The 17247-nt window shown below is 74.8% G+C and carries 11 protein-coding genes and 1 pseudogene; 10 read left to right on the top strand and 2 right to left on the bottom strand.

The annotated features are described in order from the left end of the window. Positions 1 to 211: 211 nt before the first annotated feature. From ACFV1W_RS18205 to cobA, 9 genes are all read left to right on the top strand, one after another. A complete protein-coding gene (locus ACFV1W_RS18205) occupies positions 212 to 469 on the top strand; it encodes a sigma-70 family RNA polymerase sigma factor (protein WP_050366885.1) in 258 nt (85 codons plus the stop codon). Between the two features lie 303 nt (positions 470 to 772). After that, entirely contained in the window at positions 773 to 1276 is a 504-nt protein-coding gene (locus ACFV1W_RS18200; RefSeq protein ID WP_380417680.1) for a GNAT family N-acetyltransferase, read from the top strand. Between the two features lie 575 nt (positions 1277 to 1851). Further along, positions 1852 to 2877, top strand: coding sequence for a methionine ABC transporter ATP-binding protein (locus ACFV1W_RS18195; RefSeq protein ID WP_380417678.1), 1026 nt, complete (start codon positions 1852 to 1854; stop codon positions 2875 to 2877). 5 nt (positions 2878 to 2882) lie between these two features. Beyond that, the gene (locus tag ACFV1W_RS18190; RefSeq protein WP_380417804.1) at positions 2883 to 3620 is read left to right on the top strand and encodes a methionine ABC transporter permease; all 738 of its coding nucleotides are present in this window, start codon (positions 2883 to 2885) and stop codon (positions 3618 to 3620) included. A 58-nt stretch (positions 3621 to 3678) separates the two neighbouring features. Continuing rightward, on the top strand, positions 3679 to 4503 hold the full coding sequence (locus tag ACFV1W_RS18185; protein ID WP_380417676.1) for a MetQ/NlpA family ABC transporter substrate-binding protein: 825 nt from the start codon (positions 3679 to 3681) through the stop codon (positions 4501 to 4503). Positions 4504 to 4702: 199 nt separating this feature from the next. After that, complete coding sequence (locus ACFV1W_RS18180) at positions 4703 to 5338, top strand: GNAT family N-acetyltransferase (RefSeq protein WP_380417674.1); 636 nt, start codon at positions 4703 to 4705, stop codon at positions 5336 to 5338. A gap of 132 nt (positions 5339 to 5470) precedes the next feature. Then, entirely contained in the window at positions 5471 to 6727 is a 1257-nt protein-coding gene (gene cbiE / locus ACFV1W_RS18175) for a precorrin-6y C5,15-methyltransferase (decarboxylating) subunit CbiE (RefSeq protein WP_380417672.1), read from the top strand. 485 nt (positions 6728 to 7212) lie between these two features. After that, positions 7213 to 11112 carry a nicotinate-nucleotide--dimethylbenzimidazole phosphoribosyltransferase gene (gene cobT / locus ACFV1W_RS18170; RefSeq protein WP_380417670.1) on the top strand — a complete coding sequence of 1300 codons (3900 nt, stop codon included), beginning with the start codon at positions 7213 to 7215 and terminating at the stop codon, positions 11110 to 11112. Between the two features lie 133 nt (positions 11113 to 11245). Continuing rightward, positions 11246 to 12493: a uroporphyrinogen-III C-methyltransferase gene (cobA, locus tag ACFV1W_RS18165; RefSeq protein ID WP_380417668.1), complete on the top strand. Its 1248-nt coding sequence runs from the start codon at positions 11246 to 11248 to the stop codon at positions 12491 to 12493. Positions 12494 to 12536: 43 nt separating this feature from the next. Here the strand turns inward: cobA and ACFV1W_RS18160 are convergent, their stop codons facing one another. Next, positions 12537 to 15278, bottom strand: coding sequence for a SpoIIE family protein phosphatase (locus tag ACFV1W_RS18160; protein WP_380417666.1), 2742 nt, complete (start codon positions 15276 to 15278; stop codon positions 12537 to 12539). Between the two features lie 89 nt (positions 15279 to 15367). Here ACFV1W_RS18160 and ACFV1W_RS18155 point away from each other — a divergent pair, with 89 nt between their 5' ends. Continuing rightward, positions 15368 to 16174, top strand: coding sequence for a TrmH family RNA methyltransferase (locus ACFV1W_RS18155; protein ID WP_380417664.1), 807 nt, complete (start codon positions 15368 to 15370; stop codon positions 16172 to 16174). An 82-nt stretch (positions 16175 to 16256) separates the two neighbouring features. Here ACFV1W_RS18155 and ACFV1W_RS18150 read toward each other — a convergent pair. After that, positions 16257 to 17247 (bottom strand): annotated as a pseudogene (locus ACFV1W_RS18150) (hypothetical protein); the annotation flags it as partial.

Raw genomic sequence — 17247 nt, 5'->3', positions numbered from 1 at the left:
GTGTTTACGGGGGACCGGGGGGGGCTTCTGTTGGGGGTGTCGGGATGCCCTTGGGGGCCTCCTCCGGGTCCCGCGGCACCCGGGGAGACGGCCCCTGGGCCGACCCCTGGAGCTGCGGGGGAGGGGCGCGGCGGGCCGACCGGCGCGCCCCTCCCGCGTGCGCGCCCCGGCCCGGCCGTAACCGGCCCCGCCCGGGCCCGTCATGCACGGTGTGTGCACCCCCCTTCCGTCCGTCCCCTCCGCCGAGGACGTCTACCTCGCCGAACACCGCCGCCGCGTGGTCCGCGAGACCGTCGCCGCCCTGCCCGGCCGCTGCCCCCAGCTGATCGCCGCCCTCGCCGAGGACCCGCCACCCACGTACCGGGAACTGTCCGAGCGCCTCGGCATGCCGCGCGGCTCCATCGGGCCCACCCGCTCCCGCTGCCTGGCCTGCCTGCGCCTCCTCCTCCACGCCGAGCGCTACCCCTGACCACGCCCCGCCGGCCTCGCCCTGCGTGACCGCCTCTCCGACGTGAGTGACCCTCGCCGAGCCGCCGGGCCCCGCCTCACCCGGGTGCCCCAGGCCCTCCCCGCCCCCTCCGGCCCGCCGTGCCCCCGCCCCCACCGCGGCGTGACCCTTGCCACGTCTGCCCCTCGGAAGGTTGAGGGAACCTGACACCCGGGTAGCACGCTGGCGAACGTCACTCTTGACGGTGGCGCATACGCTCGGATACTGAGCGTGAGCGCGCCACCCTCTGCGCGCCGGGCACGACGACTGGGGAGGCCCCTCCACATGGGCATGAGCGTGATCATCTCGGCCGCTGCGGCCGAGGACGCGGAGCAGATCCTCAAGCTCCAGTACCTGGGCTACCAGCCCGAGGCTGAGCTGTACGGCGACTGGGCGATCGAACCCCTGACCCAGAGCCTGGAGAGCCTCCGCACCGAACTGACCGAGCAGCACGTCCTGGTCGCCCGCCTGGGCGACGAGGTGGTGGGCGCCGTCCGCGGCCACGTCGACGCCGAGGGCATCGGCCGGATAGGGCGCCTGGTGGTCCACCCCCGGATGCAGCGGCACGGCCTGGGCGGCCGGCTCCTGGAGGCGCTGGAGCGCCGGATGGCCGAGGGCGGCCGCCCGGTGACGGCCTACCGGCTGTTCACCGGCCACCGCAGCCTCGGCAACCTCCGGCTGTACGCCCGCCAGGGCTACCGGCAGACCTCCGTCGAGCAGGTCAGCAGCCGGCTGAGCTTCGTGCACCTGGAGAAGCCGGCCACCACCCCGCTCGCCGCGACCGCCTGAGTCGCGACCGTCCGAGCCCCGCCAGCCCGAGCCCCCCGCCCCCGGGCATCCTCGACGCCGCCACCATCCGGACGCCCGGTGGCGGCGTCGAGGCGCATCTCCACAGGTCGGAACGGCTGGTGTCCGCAATGCGGACAATCGCCGTCGAACAGTTGGGTGCGATTCGGGTCATCTGTTTTACTGGCTCACATGACTGCGACGACGAACTGGACCCCCACCGGCACGCTGCCGGCAGGTGAGCGTGCCATGTGCCGTCGAATGTGTCACTGCTGAGGGCCACCGCCCCCGGGCACCCCGTCGAGGGTGCCTCCCCCTCGCGCCCCGAAGCGAGACTCCGGTGCCGCTCCCGCCCGTGCGAGCGCGCCCTCCTCCCGGAACCCTCCCCTCCGGCGTGCCCGCCAACCCGCGGCCGTCGATGACTCGTCAGGGCCACGCCGTCGCGCGGCCCGGCCGTTCCACGGCCACGATCAGGGGGAGCGGCTCCGGATCCCCCTGGCGAGGCGTCGTAGGACACCGCCGGCCGAACCCGGTCGGCCGGTCGACACCGCCGCCCGCCCCGACCCACGGAAGCAGCTGTGATCACCACCACGGACCTGACCAAGGTCTACCGTTCCCGAGGCCGCGAGGTGACCGCCCTCGCCGGTGTCGACCTGCACGTCCGGCCGGGCGAGGTCTACGGAGTCGTCGGCACCAGCGGCGCAGGCAAGTCCACCCTCATCCGCTGCGTGAACATGCTGGAGCGCCCGACCTCCGGCACGGTCACCGTGGACGGGGTCGAGCTCACCGCGCTGTCCGGCGGCGAGAACCGGGCCGGCAAGGAGCTGCGGGAGGCGCGCCGCCGGATCGGCATGGTCTTCCAGCACTTCAACCTGCTGTCCTCCCGCACGGTGCAGCAGAACGTCGAACTGCCGCTGGAGATCATCGGCCTGGACCGCACCCAGCGCCGCCGCAAGGCCGCCGAACTGCTGGACCTGGTCGGCCTCGGCGACAAGGCCCGCAGCTACCCCGGCCAGCTCTCGGGCGGCCAGAAGCAGCGGGTGGGCATCGCCCGGGCCCTGGCCGGCGACCCCAAGGTGCTCCTCTCCGACGAGGCCACCTCGGCGCTCGACCCGGAGACCACCCGCTCGATCCTCAAGCTGCTGCGCGACCTCAACCAGCAGCTGGGCCTGACGGTCCTGCTGATCACCCACGAGATGGACGTCATCAAGTCCGTCTGCGACTCCGCCGCCCTGATGCGCGGTGGCCGGGTGGTGGAGTCCGGCGAGCTGACCGACCTGCTGGCCGAGCCCGGCTCGGAACTGGCCCGCGAGCTGTTCCCGCTCAGCGAGTTCGGCACCGGCCACCCCGGGACCACCGTCCTGGAGATCACCTTCCAGGGCGACACCCCGGCACAGCCGTTCGTCTCCCAGCTGGCCCGGACCTACCAGATCGACATCAACATCCTGGGCGCCGCCGTGGAGACCATCGCGGGCCGGATGGTCGGCCGGATGCGGGTCGAGCTGTCCGGCGGCCACCAGGACAACGTGGTGCCGATCGGCTACCTGCGCGAGCAGGGCCTGCAGGTGGACGTGATGGGTACGGCGGACGGAGCGGTGGCATGAGTGGCCTGAGCTGGGACCAGATGCAGGAGCTGATGTGGCCCGCCACCCAGGAGACCTTCCAGATGGTCGGGGTCGCGACGGTCTGCACCGTCCTGCTCGGACTGCCCATCGGCGTGCTGCTGGTGCTGACCTCCAAGGGCGGTGCGCTGCAGAACCAGCCGGTGAACAAGGTGCTGGGCGCGATCGTGAACCTCGCCCGCTCGCTGCCGTTCATCATCCTGATGATCGCGCTGATCTCCTTCACCCGTTGGCTGACCGGCAACTCCCTCGGCTGGCAGGCCGCGACCGTGCCGCTGACCGTCGGTGCGATCCCCTTCTTCGCCCGGCTGGTCGAGACCTCCGTCCGTGAGGTCGACCGCGGTCTGATCGAGGCGGTCCAGGCGATGGGCGGCAGCACCTGGACGCTGGTGCGCAAGACGCTCGTCCCCGAGGCGCTGCCCGGCATCGTGGCCTCCGTCACCACCACGGTCATCGCGCTGATCGGCTACTCCGCGATGGCCGGCACGGTCGGCGGCGGCGGCCTGGGCGACCTCGCCTACCGCTACGGCTACCTGCGCTTCGAGACCACCTTCATGTGGATCATCGTGGCCGAGATCGCGATCATCGTCACGGTGATCCAGCTGGCCGGCGACCTCGCCGTGCGCCGGCTGGCCAACCGGGGCCGCGGCGGCGGACGCACCCGCCTGCTCCGCCCGCGCGCCACCGCCCCGGCCCCCGACGAGGACCTCGTCGTCGCCTCCTAGACCCCCCTCGTCCGACCTCCGGACGCGGCTCCCCGCATCACGCAGAAAGGCACTTTTCGTGCGCAACGTTCTGAAGTTCACCAGTGTCCTCGCCACCGCCGGCCTCGCCCTGTCGCTGGCTGCCTGCGGCAGCTCGGGCTCGTCCTCCTCGGACCCGAACGCGCCGCTGAAGGTCGTCGCCAGCCCGACCCCGCACGGGCAGATCCTGAAGTTCGTCAACGACAACCTCGCGGCCAAGGCGGGTCTCAAGCTCGACATCAAGGAGGTCACCGACTACGTGACCCCCAACACGGCGGTGCAGGACGGTTCGGCCGACGCCAACTACTTCCAGCACGTCCCGTACCTGGATGACTTCAACAAGAAGAACGGCACGGACATCGTCTCGGTCGAGACCGTCCACCTGGAGCCGCTGGGCGTCTACTCCAAGAAGGTCAAGTCGATCAACGACCTGCCGTCCGGCGCCACCGTCGGCCTGCCGAACGACGCCACCAACGAGGGCCGCGCGCTCAAGCTGCTCGCCGACAACAAGCTCATCACCCTCAAGGAGGGCGCCGGCACCGCCGCCACCCCGGCGGACGTGACGGGCAACCCCAAGGGCTTCAAGTGGAAGGAGCTGGAGGCCGCCCAGCTGCCCCGCTCCGTCGTCGACCTCGACGCCGCCGTGATCAACGGCAACTACGCGCTCGACTCCGGCCTGAAGCCGGCCACCGACGCCCTGGTGCTGGAGAAGGCCGAGGGCAACCCCTATGCCAACATCCTCGCCGTCAAGAAGGGCAAGGAGAACGACCCGCGGGTGAAGAAGCTGGCCGAGCTGCTGCACTCCGACGAGGTCAAGAAGTACATCACCGACACGTTCCAGGGTTCGGTCATCCCGGCCTTCTGATCGTCGTACGGTCATACCGCATAGCGCCCGACCGGGCCCCCGCCGCAGTTCGGCGGGGGCCCGGTCCGGCAGTATGCACCAGGGACACCACGGCGGACCGGGTTCTGACGTACCGTCGTGCGACCGGCGCACCGCCTGATACCCGGAGCGCGCCGGAGGCGTACGGTGTTGTGTTCACGACCCGGCGAGGAGAGACGGCATGGCAGCGAGCTTCCCCGAGACCGCCATCAGCACCGAACGGCTGCTGCTGCGTCCCCTTGCGGAGGACGACGCCCCCGGCCTGGCCACCATGATGGCCGACGACCTCGTCCTGGCCTGGACGGACCACCCTCACCCCTTCACCGAGGGCTACGCGGCCGAGCTCGCCCGCACCCTCGCCCCGGCCCACCGCGCCGCCGGGCGCGGCATCGTCTTCGCCGTCACCGAGCACCTCACCCAGCGACTGGTCGGCCTGGTCCAACTGCGCAACACCGACTGGCGGCTGCGCAGCACCGAGATCTCCTACGTCACCGCCACCTGGGCCCGCGGCGAGGGCTACGCGCCCGAGGCCGTCCTCGGTGTCGCCCAGTGGCTCTTCGAGGACCGCGGCTTCCTGCGCCTGGAGATGCGCACCGCCGCCGGGAACACCGCCGCCCAGCAGGTCGCCCAGAAGATCGGCGGGATCAGCGAGGGCGTGCTGCGCAGCGCCTGGATAGTGCGCGGCGAGTCCGGCGAGGTCGTCGAGGAGAGCCGAAGCGACCTGATCCTGTGGAGCCTGCTCCCGGAGGACCTGGAGTCGCCCGAACTGCACCGCGACGGCTGGCACGGCGACCACCGCTACGTACTGCGCGACTGACCCGCCGTCCGGCCACCCGCCCGGCACGGACATCTGTGCGAGATGTCGGCCTACGGGCGGTCGCACCCGGTAGCCTCTCCACCGGCGCCGCGCAGTGGGCGCCCGCGTCGAGTCGAGGGAGAACGGCCGCAGATGGCTGACCGGATCACGGTCATCGGGTGGGACGGTACGCCGCTGACCGAGGCCGCCGGTGCGGCCCTCGCCGCGGCGACCCTGGTGGCCGGAGCGCCCTACCAACTGGACGCCCTTCCGGTGCCGGAGGATGCCGAGCGGATCACCCTCGGCAACATCCAGCGGGCCGCCCGCACGATCGCCGAGCACCGCGGCGCCGCCGTCGTGGTTGCCGAGGGCGACCCGGGCTTCTTCGGCGTGGTGCGCACCCTGCGCCGCCCCGAGTACGGCCTCGAACTCGAAGTCCTGCCCGCCGTCTCCTCCGTCGCCACCGCCTTCGCCCGGGCCGGGATGCCGTGGGAGGACGCCCAGGTGGTCAGCGCCCACGGCGGCCGGCTGCGCCGCGCGGCCAACATCTGCCGGGCCCACCCCAAGGTCGCGGTGCTCACCGCCCCGGGCGCCGGTCCGAGCGAACTCGCCCTGATGCTGCGCGGGGTGCACCGGACCTTCGTGGTCTGCGAGGCCCTCGGCACCCCGGAGGAGGACGTCACCGTCCTGACCTCCGACCGGATCGCCGACCACGTCTGGCGCGACCCCAACGTGGTGCTGGTGATCGGCGGCGGCGCCCAGGTCGGCGCGGTCGGCGAGGCGGCCGGCTGGCTGGCCGGGCGCCCGGTCGGCTACCCCGGCGCGGAACGCGGCTGGGCGCTCCCCGGCGACGCCTACACGGGCGCCGGGCGCGCAGAGGGTGAGCCGGGCGCATCGGAGGCGCTCCCCGCGCACGTGCGCGCCCTGGTGCTGGCCCGTCTGGGTGCACGTCCGGGGGACCTCGTCTGGTCGGTCGGCGCGGGCAGCGGCGCCCTCGCGGTGGAGGCGGCCCGGTTCGGCGCCGCGGTGGTCGCGGTCGAGGCGTCCCGTTCGGCCTGCGCCCGGCTCACCGTCAACGCCCGCCGGTACGGGGTCGAGGTGGAGACCGTGTACGGGCAGGGCCCCGAGGTGCTGGGCGGCCTGCCCGAGCCGGACGCGGCGGTGGTGGAATCCGGTGGACCGGAGGTGGTGCGGGCCGTCCTGGCCCGCAGGCCGGAGCGCTTCGTCGCGGTGGCCCGCACCTTCGCCGAGGCGGAGGAGATCCACCGGGCCATCGCCGGGGCGGGCTACCGGGCGGACGGCGCGCTGCTGCAGGCGACCCCGCTGGGGGCGGCCGAGGAGGGCGGCGGACTGGTGCTCGGCACGGGCGCGAGCGGCGCCCTGCTGCTCTGGGGTGAGCAGATCGTGTGAAGGCCTCGGGTGCGCGCCGGGCCCGGTGGGCGGCCCGGGCGGTGATCCAGGTCGCATCCGGACACCGATTCGAGAGGTCACCGCGCCGGGCCGGTAGTCTGGCGTCCCAGGCGGCTGCAGCTGTCGGCGCCCTGCCCGATTCGGTCGGTTTGTCACCTTTTTGACGTGGTGCAACCCGCTTCCGCTCGGAGTGTGGGCAATTCGACGGGCCGCGTGCCGGACCTGGAGAATGCCGTAGGGTCCGGTGCGGTCGTGCCGGTTGCTCCGGGTTGTCGTTGTTTCAGATGGTGCACCGTCCTCGCGGGCGGTGCCCGGGCCGGGGTGCCGCAGCGCGCCGGAAGGACTTGGGCCGCAGCGCCACGGCGCGGCGGCCACGTGTGGTTGAGGGGCGGGTCGGTGCAGGTGTCCGGCCCGTGCGGATGGGCGCTGCGGTCGGTGATCGCGTCGCCAAGGGGCGCGGCAGCGGCCTGGAAGGAGCTTTGACAATGACCGATGGCGGCCACGTCCCGGGTGAGGGACTGCCGGAGCACCTGCACGCCGGGCCCGACCCGCTCGGCGGACCGGAGGGCGTCGCGGGCGTTGCACCCCTGCAGGGCGTCGCGACCGACGGCGGCATGATCCCCAACCAGGCGGCGCCGACCGGCGCGGTGCCCGGTGCGATGCCCCCCGGCGCGGGTGTGATCCCGCCGCAGGGTCAGCCGAACTTCGCCGTCCCCGGCGTGCCGCCGCAGGCGGTCCCGGGCGAGGGCTGGGCCGTCGACCAGGGCGCCGCACGCCCCGCCTTCCACTTCGTCGACCAGCCGGACGGGCTGGACGACGAGGACGACGTCCTGCTGATGCCCGGTCCGCAGGGCTCCTGGGGCGCCGAGCAGGCGCCGTTCGCGCAGCAGGAGGGCATGCCGGTCGAGCCGTCCTGGCCGCCGGTGGACCCGCCGCTGCTCGGCGGTGAGCACGGCCAGCAGCACGTCCAGGCCGCCCAGGCGCAGCCGCAGGTCCAGCAGCCGATGACGCAGGCTCAGCCGCCGCGCCGGCCGCTGCACGCCGGTCCGCCGATTCCGGACCCCTCGCTGATGACCGGTCAGGTGCCGGTCCGTTCGCTGGCCGACCGCGGCCCGTCGCAGGGCGGCACGCCCGCGCACGGCATCCCGGTCGTCGGCCGCCCGCCGATGGGTGAGGCCGCCGCGCCGGTTCCGGGTGCCGTGCCGCAGGGCGTGCCGCAGGCCGCCCCGATGGCGCCCGTCGCGCCGGTGCCCCCGGCGGCCACCACGGTCGAGGGCGGGCCGGAGGTGCACCAGGTGCCGCAGGGTCAGGGCTACCAGCAGGTGCCGCTGGCCGGGCAGCCGGTCGAGGGCCTGATGGGCGTCGAGACGGTCGGGGCCATCGAGGTGGTCGAGGTCGTCGAGCTGCCGGAAGCCGTCCACGCCGTGGCGGCTCCCGAGGCCGCGCAGGCCGTCGTGGCTCCCGAGGCCGCGCAGGGCGTCGTGGTCGAGCCGGTCCCGGCGGACGCCGCCGCTCAGCCGGTCGTCGAGCCGGTTGCCGAGACGGTCGCGCCGGAGAGCGCCGCGGTCGGGACGGTGGCCGTTGACGGCGCCGTGGAGACGGCCGTGGAGACGGCCGCAGCCGGGGGCGTCGCCGTCGAGGGCGCTGCCGAGGCCGTCGCCGCGGAGGGTGTCGCGCCCGTCGAGCAGCCCGAGGGTGCCGCTCCGGCCGGTCAGCCGCGCCGGATCTCCGCCTTCCTCGCCGCGCCGACCCCGCACGGCCTGCCCAAGGTCGAGGCGGCCCAGCAGGCCCCGGTGACCGAGGAGGCGACGCAGGAGCAGCCCGCCCCCATAGCGGCCGCCGACGCGTCGCAGGCCGCCGAGCAGGCCCCGGAGGGCGCGGTGGTCCAGGCGGCGGAGCAGACCGCGCCGGCCGAGCAGGTCGTGGAGGCCGTCGAGGCCGCCCAGGCCGTCGTGGTCGAGGCGGTCGCCGAGACCGCCGCCGGCACCGGTGAGATGCCCTCCGGCCAGGCCGTCTCCGAGGCCGCCGGTCAGGAGCCCGTTGCCACCGAGCCCGAGTCCGCCGTCGCCGAGTCCGCCGTCGCCGAGCCGGCCGTCGCCGAGTCGGTCGCCGCCGAGGGCGAGCAGGCGCAGGCGGAGGCCGGGGCGGCCGAGCAGCCCGTCGCGGCCCCGGCCGAGCCGGTGGCGGAGCAGGCGGTCGGGCAGCCCGTGGAGACGGGTGCCGAGGGCGGGGCCGCGCAGCCCGTCGAGACCGCCGCCGCCCCGGAGGCCGAGCAGCAGCCCACGACCGAGACCGCGGAGACCGCGGAGACCGCGGAGAAGCCTTCCGAGGCCCCGGCCGCCGAAGCGCCCGCCGCCGAGGAGCCGCCGGCCGAGCCCGCCGCCGTCGCGCCGCAGGCCGTCCAGGAGGAGACCCCCGCCGCCGAGCCGGTCGCGGAGCAGCCCGCCGCGCAGGCCGCCGACCAGCCCGAGGCCCTCGACGGCCAGGAGCCGCAGCCCGAGGCCCAGGCCGAGCAGCCCGCCGACCAGCAGCCCGAGCAGTCCGCCGAGCCGGTCGAGTCCGCCGAATCCGTCGAGTCGTCCGAGGCCCCCGCCGCCGGGGACGAGCACGCCGAACCCGCCGAGCCCCGCGGCCCGGCCGCCCCCGGCTACGACGAGGCCGGCCGTGACGCCGTCCACCAGGTGATCCGCGAGCGCCGCGACATCCGCAACGGCTTCCGCCCGGACCCGATCCCGCACGAGGTGCTGATCCGCGTCCTGGAGGCCGCCCACACCGCGCCCAGCGTCGGCTACTCGCAGCCCTGGGACTTCGTGGTGATCCGCTCGGCGAAGACCCGCAAGCGGATGCACGCCCTGGCCGAGCGCCAGCGCGAGGCGTACGCGGACTCGCTGCCGAAGGGCCGGGCCAAGCAGTTCCGGGAGATCAAGATCGAGGCCATCCTCGAAACCCCCGTGAACATCGTGGTCACCGCCGACCGCACCCGTGGCGGCCGCCACACCCTGGGCCGGCACACCCAGCCGCAGATGGCCCCGTACTCGGCCGCCCTGGCCGTCGAGAACCTCTGGCTGGCCGCCCGCGCCGAGGGCCTGGGCGTCGGCTGGGTGAGCTTCTTCGACGACGAGGAGCTGGTCCGCGAGCTCGGCCTGCCCGAGCACCTGGAGGTCGTCGCCTACCTGTGCGTCGGCTTCGTCGACTCCTTCCCGGACGAGCCGGAGCTGGAGCAGCAGGGCTGGGCCAAGAAGCGCCCGCTCTCCTGGGTCGTCCACGAGGAGCAGTACGGCAACCGCGCCCTGCCCGGCGAGGAGCCGCAGAGCCTGCTCGCCGAGACCCTGCGCGGCATCCGCCCGCTGGACGCCAAGGCGCTCGGCGAGGCCTGGGACCGCCAGAAGCGGATGACCAAGCCGGCCGGCTCGCTCGGCATGCTGGAGATCATCTCCGCCCAGTTGAGCGGCCTGTCCCGCAAGTGCCCGCCGCCGGTCCCGGAGCCCGCCTGCGTGGCGATCTTCGCCGGTGACCACGGCGTGCACGCCCAGGGCGTCAGCCCGTGGCCGCAGGAGGTGACCGCCCAGATGGTCGGCAACTTCCTGGCCGGGGGAGCGGTGATCAACTCCTTCGCCAAGCAGATCGGCACCGAGGTCTGCGTGGTGGACGTCGGCGTCGCCGCCGAGCTGCCGCAGGCCGTCCAGCAGGGCCGCGCCACCGGGCTGCTGCCGCGCAAGGTCAAGCCTGGCACCGCCGACATGACCCAGGGCCCGGCGATGACCCGCGAGGAGGCCCTCCAGGCCATCGAGGTCGGCATCGAGACCGCCCGCGACCTGATCGCGGCGGGCAACAAGGCGCTGGTCACCGGCGACATGGGCATCGCCAACACCACCGCCTCGGCCGCCCTGATCTCGGTTTTCACCGGCCTCGACCCGGCCGAGGTCACCGGCCGCGGCACCGGCATCGACGACGAGACCCACGCCCGCAAGATCGAGGTCATCCGGGCCGCGCTGGCCCTGCACCAGCCAGACCCGAACGACCCGGTCGGCGTCCTCGCCGCCGTCGGCGGCCTGGAGCACGCGGCCATCGCCGGCTTCCTGCTGGGTGCCGCCTCGCTGCGCACCCCGGTGGTGCTGGACGGCGTCATCGCCGGTTCGGCCGCACTGGTCGCCAAGGCGATCGCCCCCGAGGTGCTGGCCGCCTGCATCGCCGGCCACCGGTCCGCCGAGCCCGGCCACCAGGCCGCGCTGGCGAAGCTGGGCCTGCGTCCGCTGATCGACCTCGACCTGCGGCTCGGAGAGGGCACCGGTGCCCTGCTGGCACTGCCGCTGGTGCAGAGCGCGGCCCGCGCGATGCACGATGTAGCCACCTTCGACTCCGCCGGGGTCACCGAGAAGGCCTGACGACCTGCCCACCGCTCCGCGGACCGGCCCGAGGGCGCGCCGGCCCGCGGAGCGGCGTACCGTCACCCGGCCCGCCGGGCGGCGTGACCACCGCACTGACCCAGACCCTCACTCCCGATCAGGAGCACCGCCGATGACCGCGCCCACCCCGCACCCCAGCACCGAGGGCCGCACTCCCTACCCGGTCGGCCTGCTGCTGGCCGGCCGCCGCGTCGTGGTGGTCGGCGGCGGCCAGGTCGCGCAGCGGCGGCTGCCGGCCCTGATCGCCTCCGGCGCCGAGCTGCACCTGATATCCCCGGCCACCACCCCGGCCGTCCAGGCCATGGCCGACGCGGGCGAGCTGACCTGGCACGCCCGCCCGTACGCCGACGGCGACCTGGCCGGCGCCTGGTACGCCCTGGTCGCCACCGACGACCCGGCGGTCAACACGGCCGTCAGCGCCGAGGCCGAGCGCGAGCGGGTGTTCTGCTCCCGCAGCGACGACGCCGCTGCCGCCACTGCCTGGACCCCGGCCAGCGGCCGCGACGCCGGCGCCACCGTGGCCGTCCTCACCGGCGACCCGCGGCACTCCGCCGCCCTGCGCGACGCCATCGTCGGCGGCCTGCGGGACGGTTCGCTGGCCACCCGTTCGTACCGCTCGCACGGCGCCGGCGTCGCCCTGGTCGGCGGCGGCCCCGGCGACCCGGACCTGATCACCGTGCGCGGCCGCCGCCTGCTCGCCGACGCCGACGTGGTGGTCGCCGACCGCCTCGCCCCGCGCGAGCTGCTCGCCGAACTCCCCGAGCACGTCGAGGTGATCGACGCCTCGAAGATCCCGTACGGCCGCCAGATGGCCCAGGAGGCGATCAACCAGGCGCTGATCGAGCACGCCAGGGCCGGGAAGTTCGTGGTCCGGCTCAAGGGCGGCGACCCGTACGTCTTCGGCCGCGGCGGCGAGGAGCTGCTGGCCTGCGCCGAGGCGGGCATCCCGGTCACCGTGGTGCCCGGCATCTCCAGCTCGATCAGCGTCCCGGAGACGGCCGGCATCCCGGTCACCCACCGCGGGCTGACCCAGGAGTTCACCGTGGTCTCCGGCCACGTCGGCCCGGACGACCCGCGCTCGGTCACCAACTGGCAGGCCGTCGCCGGGATGAGCGGCACCCTGGTGCTGCTGATGGCTGTGGACAAGATCGGCGCGATCGCCGCCGAGCTCGTCGAGCACGGCCGCCCGGCCGACACCCCGGTCGCCGTCGTCCAGGAGGGCACCACGGCCGCCCAGCGCCGGGTGGACGCCACCCTGGGCACCGTCGCCGCCGTGGTCGAGAGCGAGGGCGTCAAGCCCCCGGCGGTCATCGTGGTCGGCGACGTGGTGAACGTACTGGCCGCGGCCTTCCAGCGCTGACCGCGGGCGTCGTCGGGAGTGGGAAGTCGGCCGGTCCGGCCTCCTACTCCAACGGCTGCTCCGTCCAGATGACCTTCCCGGTCGCCGTGTAGCGCGTCCCCCAGCGGTCCGCGAACTGTGCGACCAGGAACAGCCCGCGGCCGCCCTCGTCCTCCGTCGCCGCGTACCGCGGGTGGGGCGAGGTATTGCTGCCGTCCGACACCTCGCAGATCAGCGAGCGGTCGCGCAGCAGCCGCACCCGGATCGGCCCGGAGCCGTACCGGATCGCGTTGGTCACCAACTCGCTCAGGATCAGCTCGGTGACGAACGAGGTCTCGTCCAGCCCCCAGTCGGCGAGCTGGTTCGCCGCCTGCGCCCGGACCGCCCCCACCGCCGCCGGATCGGTGGGCACGTCCCACTGCGCGACCCGGTCCGGCGCCAGCACCCTGGTCTCCGCGACCAGCAGCGCGATGTCGTCCTGCGGATGTGCCGGCAGCATCGCCCCGAGCACGTCCGCACAGGTCTGCTCCGGCGTTCGGGGCGGCCCGGCGAGGGCCTCCCGCAGGAGCGCCAGCCCCTCGTCGATGTCCCGCTCGCGGTCCTCCACCAGCCCGTCCGTGTACAGCACCAGCCGGCTGCCCTCGGCCAGCTCCAGTTCGACGGTCTCGAACGGCAGCACCGCCAGGCCCAGCGGCGGCCCGGTCGGCAGCTCCGGGAACGCCACCCGGCCCTGCGGGTCCACCACGGCCGGCGGCGGGTGCCCCGCGCTGGCCAGCGTGCAGCGCCGGGACACCGGGTCGTAGATCGCGTACAGGCAGGTCGCCCCGGTCAGCCCGCCGCTCTCGCCGCTTCCCGCCTCGTCCTGGTCGATCCGGTTCACCAGCTCGTCCAGGTGACCCAGCAGCTCGTCCGGCGGCAGGTCGAGCGTCGAGAAGTTGTGGATCGCCGTCCGCAGCCTGCCCATCGTCGCCGCCGCGTGCAGCCCGTGGCCGACCACGTCGCCGACCACCAGCGCCACGCGGGCGCCCGGCAGCGGGATCACGTCGAACCAGTCCCCGCCCACCCCGGCCTGGGCGGGCAGATAGCGGTGCGCCACCTCCAGCGCGTTCTGCTCCGGCAGGCTGCGCGGCAGCAGGCTGTGCTGCAGGGTCACCGCCATGGCGTGCTCACGGGTGTACCGGCGCGCGTTGTCGATGCACACCGCCGCGTGCGTCACCAGCTCCTCCGCCAGCGTCAGGTCCTCCGACTCGAACGGCTCCGGCCGCTCCGCCCGCCAGAACCGGACCACCCCCAGCGGCACCCCGCGCGCCCGCAGCGGCACCCGCACCAGTGAGTGCACCCCGTACGCCAGCAGCTGCGCCGAGCGTTCCGGGTCCTGCTGCCGCCAGCTCCGTGCCTCGGCCAGCCGCGGCTCCAGCCCCGGGGCACCGCTGTCCAGCGCCGCCGCCAGCGGGGTGGCCGGCACCACGTCCAGGACGGTGCCCACCGGGTAGAACGGGCCGTCATCCCGGGTGCCGACGACGGCCGCCCGCCGCATCCGGCCCAACGAGGTGTCCCGCGACGGCTCGTCGCCGTTCAGCACCGGCTCCGCGAGGTCCACCGTGACGTAGTCCGCGAACCGCGGCACCGCGACCTGCGCCAGCTCCTCCGCGGTCCGGGTGACGTCCAGCGTGCTGCCCACCGTCATGCCGGCGTCGTACAGCAGCCGCAGCCGGCGCTGCGCGCCCTCGGCCCGGCCGGTCAGCGCCCTCAGCTCGGTGGAGTCGCGCAGCGTGGCGACGCAGCCGGGCGGGCCGCCGTCCTGGTCGGTCAGCCGGACGTTCACCGCCAGCAGCCGCTCCCCGGCCAGCACCACCTCGTCCGTCACCGGACGGTCGGCGGTCAGCAGCTCCAGCGGGGCCGGGTCCAGGCCCAGCCCGGTCACCGGACGGCCCTCGGCGTCCGGCGGCAGGTTCAGCAGCCGGCGTGCCTCGTCGTTGCAGAGCAGCAGCCGGCCGTCCCCGGCGACGATCATCACGCCCTCGCGCACCGCGTGCAGCACCGCCGCGTGGTGCTCGTACATCCGGGTCATCTCGACCGGGCCCAGCCCGTGCGTCTGCCGCCGCAGCCGCCGGCTGATCAGAGCCGTGCCCAGTGTCGCCAGGCCTATTGCGCCCGCCGCGGCGCCCAGGACCACCGGCAGCTGCCGCTCGCTCGCGGTGGAGACGTTGTTCAGGGTCACCCCGGCCGAGACCAGTCCGACCACCGAGCCGTCCGGCGCGTACACCGGGACCACCGTCTGGACCAGCGGGCCGAGCGTGCCGGTGAGGTGCTGGGTCACGACCTGGCCCTGCAGCGCGGGCTCGTACGTGCCGACGAACTTGTGGCCGATCAGCGCCGGGTTGGGATGGGTGTAGCGGATGCCCTGGTTGTTCATCACCACGATGAAGTCCACGCCGGAGGCGACCCGGGCGGACTGCGTCTTCGGCTGCAGGACCGCGGTCGGGTCGGGGGAGCGCAGCGCCTCCACCATGCCCGGCGAGTGGGCGAACGTCTGCGCGACCGCCACCGACCGGTTGCGCGCCTCGCGGTCGGCGTCGTTGTGCGACTGCACCACCAGCGCCACCGCGGCCCCCGCCACCAGCAGCAGTACGACCAGGATCTGGAGCGCGAACACCTGCCCGGCCACCGACCGGCGCCGTGCCGGTCGCGGACGCTTCGCGCGTGGCAGTTGTTGCCGACCGTGTGGGCGCCCACCGAAGGAGCCGGCGTCGCCGGTGGCACCAGAGGCCGACGGAGCCCAGGATCGGCCCGGATTTCGGCCCATACGGTCATATTTGCACTCCGGCCAGCGCGGGACCACCCCGTCCCCTGGGCCGTTTGGCCTTCCCCGCCCCGGCTTGGCAAGATCGCAGGGTGTCCGAACCCAGCACCATCACCGACCCGGCCGACCCCCGCCTCGCCGACTACACCGGCCTCACCGACGTCGAACTGCGCCGCCGCCGCGAACCCGCCGAGGGCCTGTTCATCGCCGAGGGCGAGAAGGTCATCCGCCGCGCCCTCTCCGCCGGCTACCGGATGCGGTCGATGCTGCTGACCGCCAAGTGGCTCGATGTGATGGCCGACGTCATCGCCGACGCCGACGCCCCCGTCCACGTGGTCGAACCCGCACTCGCCGAAGCCGTCACCGGCTACCACGTCCACCGCGGCGCCCTCGCCTCGATGGAACGCAAGCCCCTCCCCGACGCCGCCGACCTGCTGACCGGTGCCCGCCGGGTCGCCGTCCTGGAAGGGCTGGTCGACCACACCAACCTCGGCGCCATCTTCCGCAGCGCCGCCGCCCTCGGCATGGACGCCGTCCTGCTCTCACCCGACTGCGCCGACCCGCTCTACCGCCGCGCCGTCAAGGTCTCCATGGGGGCCGTCTTCGCGGTCCCCTACGCCCGCCTCGACCCCTGGCCCGCCGCCCTCGACACCGTCCGCGACGCCGGGTTCACCCTCCTCGCCCTCACCCCCGCCGAAACCGCCGTCGACCTCGCCACCCTCGCCCCCCACACCCTCCCCAGGACCGCCCTCCTCCTCGGCGCCGAAGGCGACGGCCTCACCCCCCGCGCCATCGCCGCCGCCCACCACCCCGTCCGCATCCCCATGGCCCACGGCATCGACTCCCTCAACGTGGGCGCCGCCGCCGCCGTGGCCTTCTACGCCGTCACCACTCCCTGACCCCCACCGAACGGCCGCCCCACCCGACCTCCCGGCCCCGCCCCAGCGGCGTCGGCTCTGCTCCGCCGACTCCCGGTGCGGCTCAGCCGGTGGTCGATGCGGCGGTGGGCGGGGCCGGGGCGGCGGCCGGGGGAGGGGAGTTGGGGGTGGCGCCGCCGGATGCGCCGGCGCCGGGCCAGGATTCGTCGAGGGTGCCGTCGGCGCGCACGGTGTAGCGGGTGGAGATGACGGCGCCGGTGGTGGCCACGCGTTCCTCCCGGACGACCGCGCTGCCGTCCAGGCGCCAGCCGGCGGTGGCCTGCGGGTCGGCGGCGGAGGTGCGGGAGGTGGTGGCGACCGGGGTGTCCCCGGTGAAGGTGTAGAGCTGGACGAGGTCGACCGGTGCCGATCCCTCCGCCCGCCGCAGCACCACGACCGCGGCCGGCTGGCCCTTGTACCGGGCCGGCAGCACCGCGCTCAGCGCGAGCTGCGGCCCGGTTCCGACCGAGTGCCCGTCCTTCAGCGTCACCGCGGGCCCGCCCGTCCCGTCGGAGTAGCTGCGGTTGGGCCAGTCCACCACGGGCCCAGGCCCCTGCGCGGGCGCCAACGCCCCGTCCGCCGTGCCGCGCGCCACCGCCGGGAGCGGGGTGGCCGAGGTCTGCGCCGCGACGTCCACCGAGCTGCCGGCCAGTGCCTGTTCGCCGCCGTGCCCGGTGCTCGCCGTCGCCGTCCGCCCGACCACCGGCGCCCCCTGGTTGCCCCGGTTCTCGCAGCCCTGCGCCGCCGCGATGGCCAGCGCGACGCCGATCGTCACGGTGACGAAGACCACCAGCCGTTGCCGCAGCAGCCGCTGCCGCGCGCTGCCGGGCCGTCCGCCGGGGGCAGGGGTGTGCTGGCGGTCCCGGGGCCGCGGGCGGGCCGGCGGGGGAGTGTGCGGGCGTTCCCGCAGTGGACGGGTGACCGGCGTCGCCTCGGGCCGGGGGAGCGGGCCGCCCTGGGGGCGTCGTGCCGCGGCCCGGGGCGCCGGCGCGGCCGGTTCGGGCGAGCGGCCGGGGCCCGGGGCGCCCTGCCGCCCGCCGTCCTGCTGCGGGGGC

The organism is Kitasatospora sp. NPDC059648 (assembly GCF_042734825.1).
Lineage (GTDB): Bacteria > Actinomycetota > Actinomycetes > Streptomycetales > Streptomycetaceae > Kitasatospora.
The sequence above is the reverse complement of the archived record's forward strand: the minus strand, read 5'-3'. Positions and strand labels throughout refer to the sequence as shown.

Excerpts from the sequence above, each read along its gene's own strand:
- ACFV1W_RS18200 (WP_380417680.1), top strand. The coding sequence starts at position 773 with ATGGGCATGAGCGTGATCATCTCGGCCGCTGCGGCCGAGGACGCGGAG.
- cbiE (WP_380417672.1), top strand. The coding sequence starts at position 5,471 with ATGGCTGACCGGATCACGGTCATCGGGTGGGACGGTACGCCGCTGACC.
- ACFV1W_RS18180 (WP_380417674.1), top strand. The coding sequence starts at position 4,703 with ATGGCAGCGAGCTTCCCCGAGACCGCCATCAGCACCGAACGGCTGCTG.
- cobA (WP_380417668.1), top strand. The coding sequence starts at position 11,246 with ATGACCGCGCCCACCCCGCACCCCAGCACCGAGGGCCGCACTCCCTAC.
- ACFV1W_RS18160 (WP_380417666.1), bottom strand. The coding sequence starts at position 15,278 with ATGGGCCGAAATCCGGGCCGATCCTGGGCTCCGTCGGCCTCTGGTGCC.
- cobT (WP_380417670.1), top strand. The coding sequence starts at position 7,213 with ATGACCGATGGCGGCCACGTCCCGGGTGAGGGACTGCCGGAGCACCTG.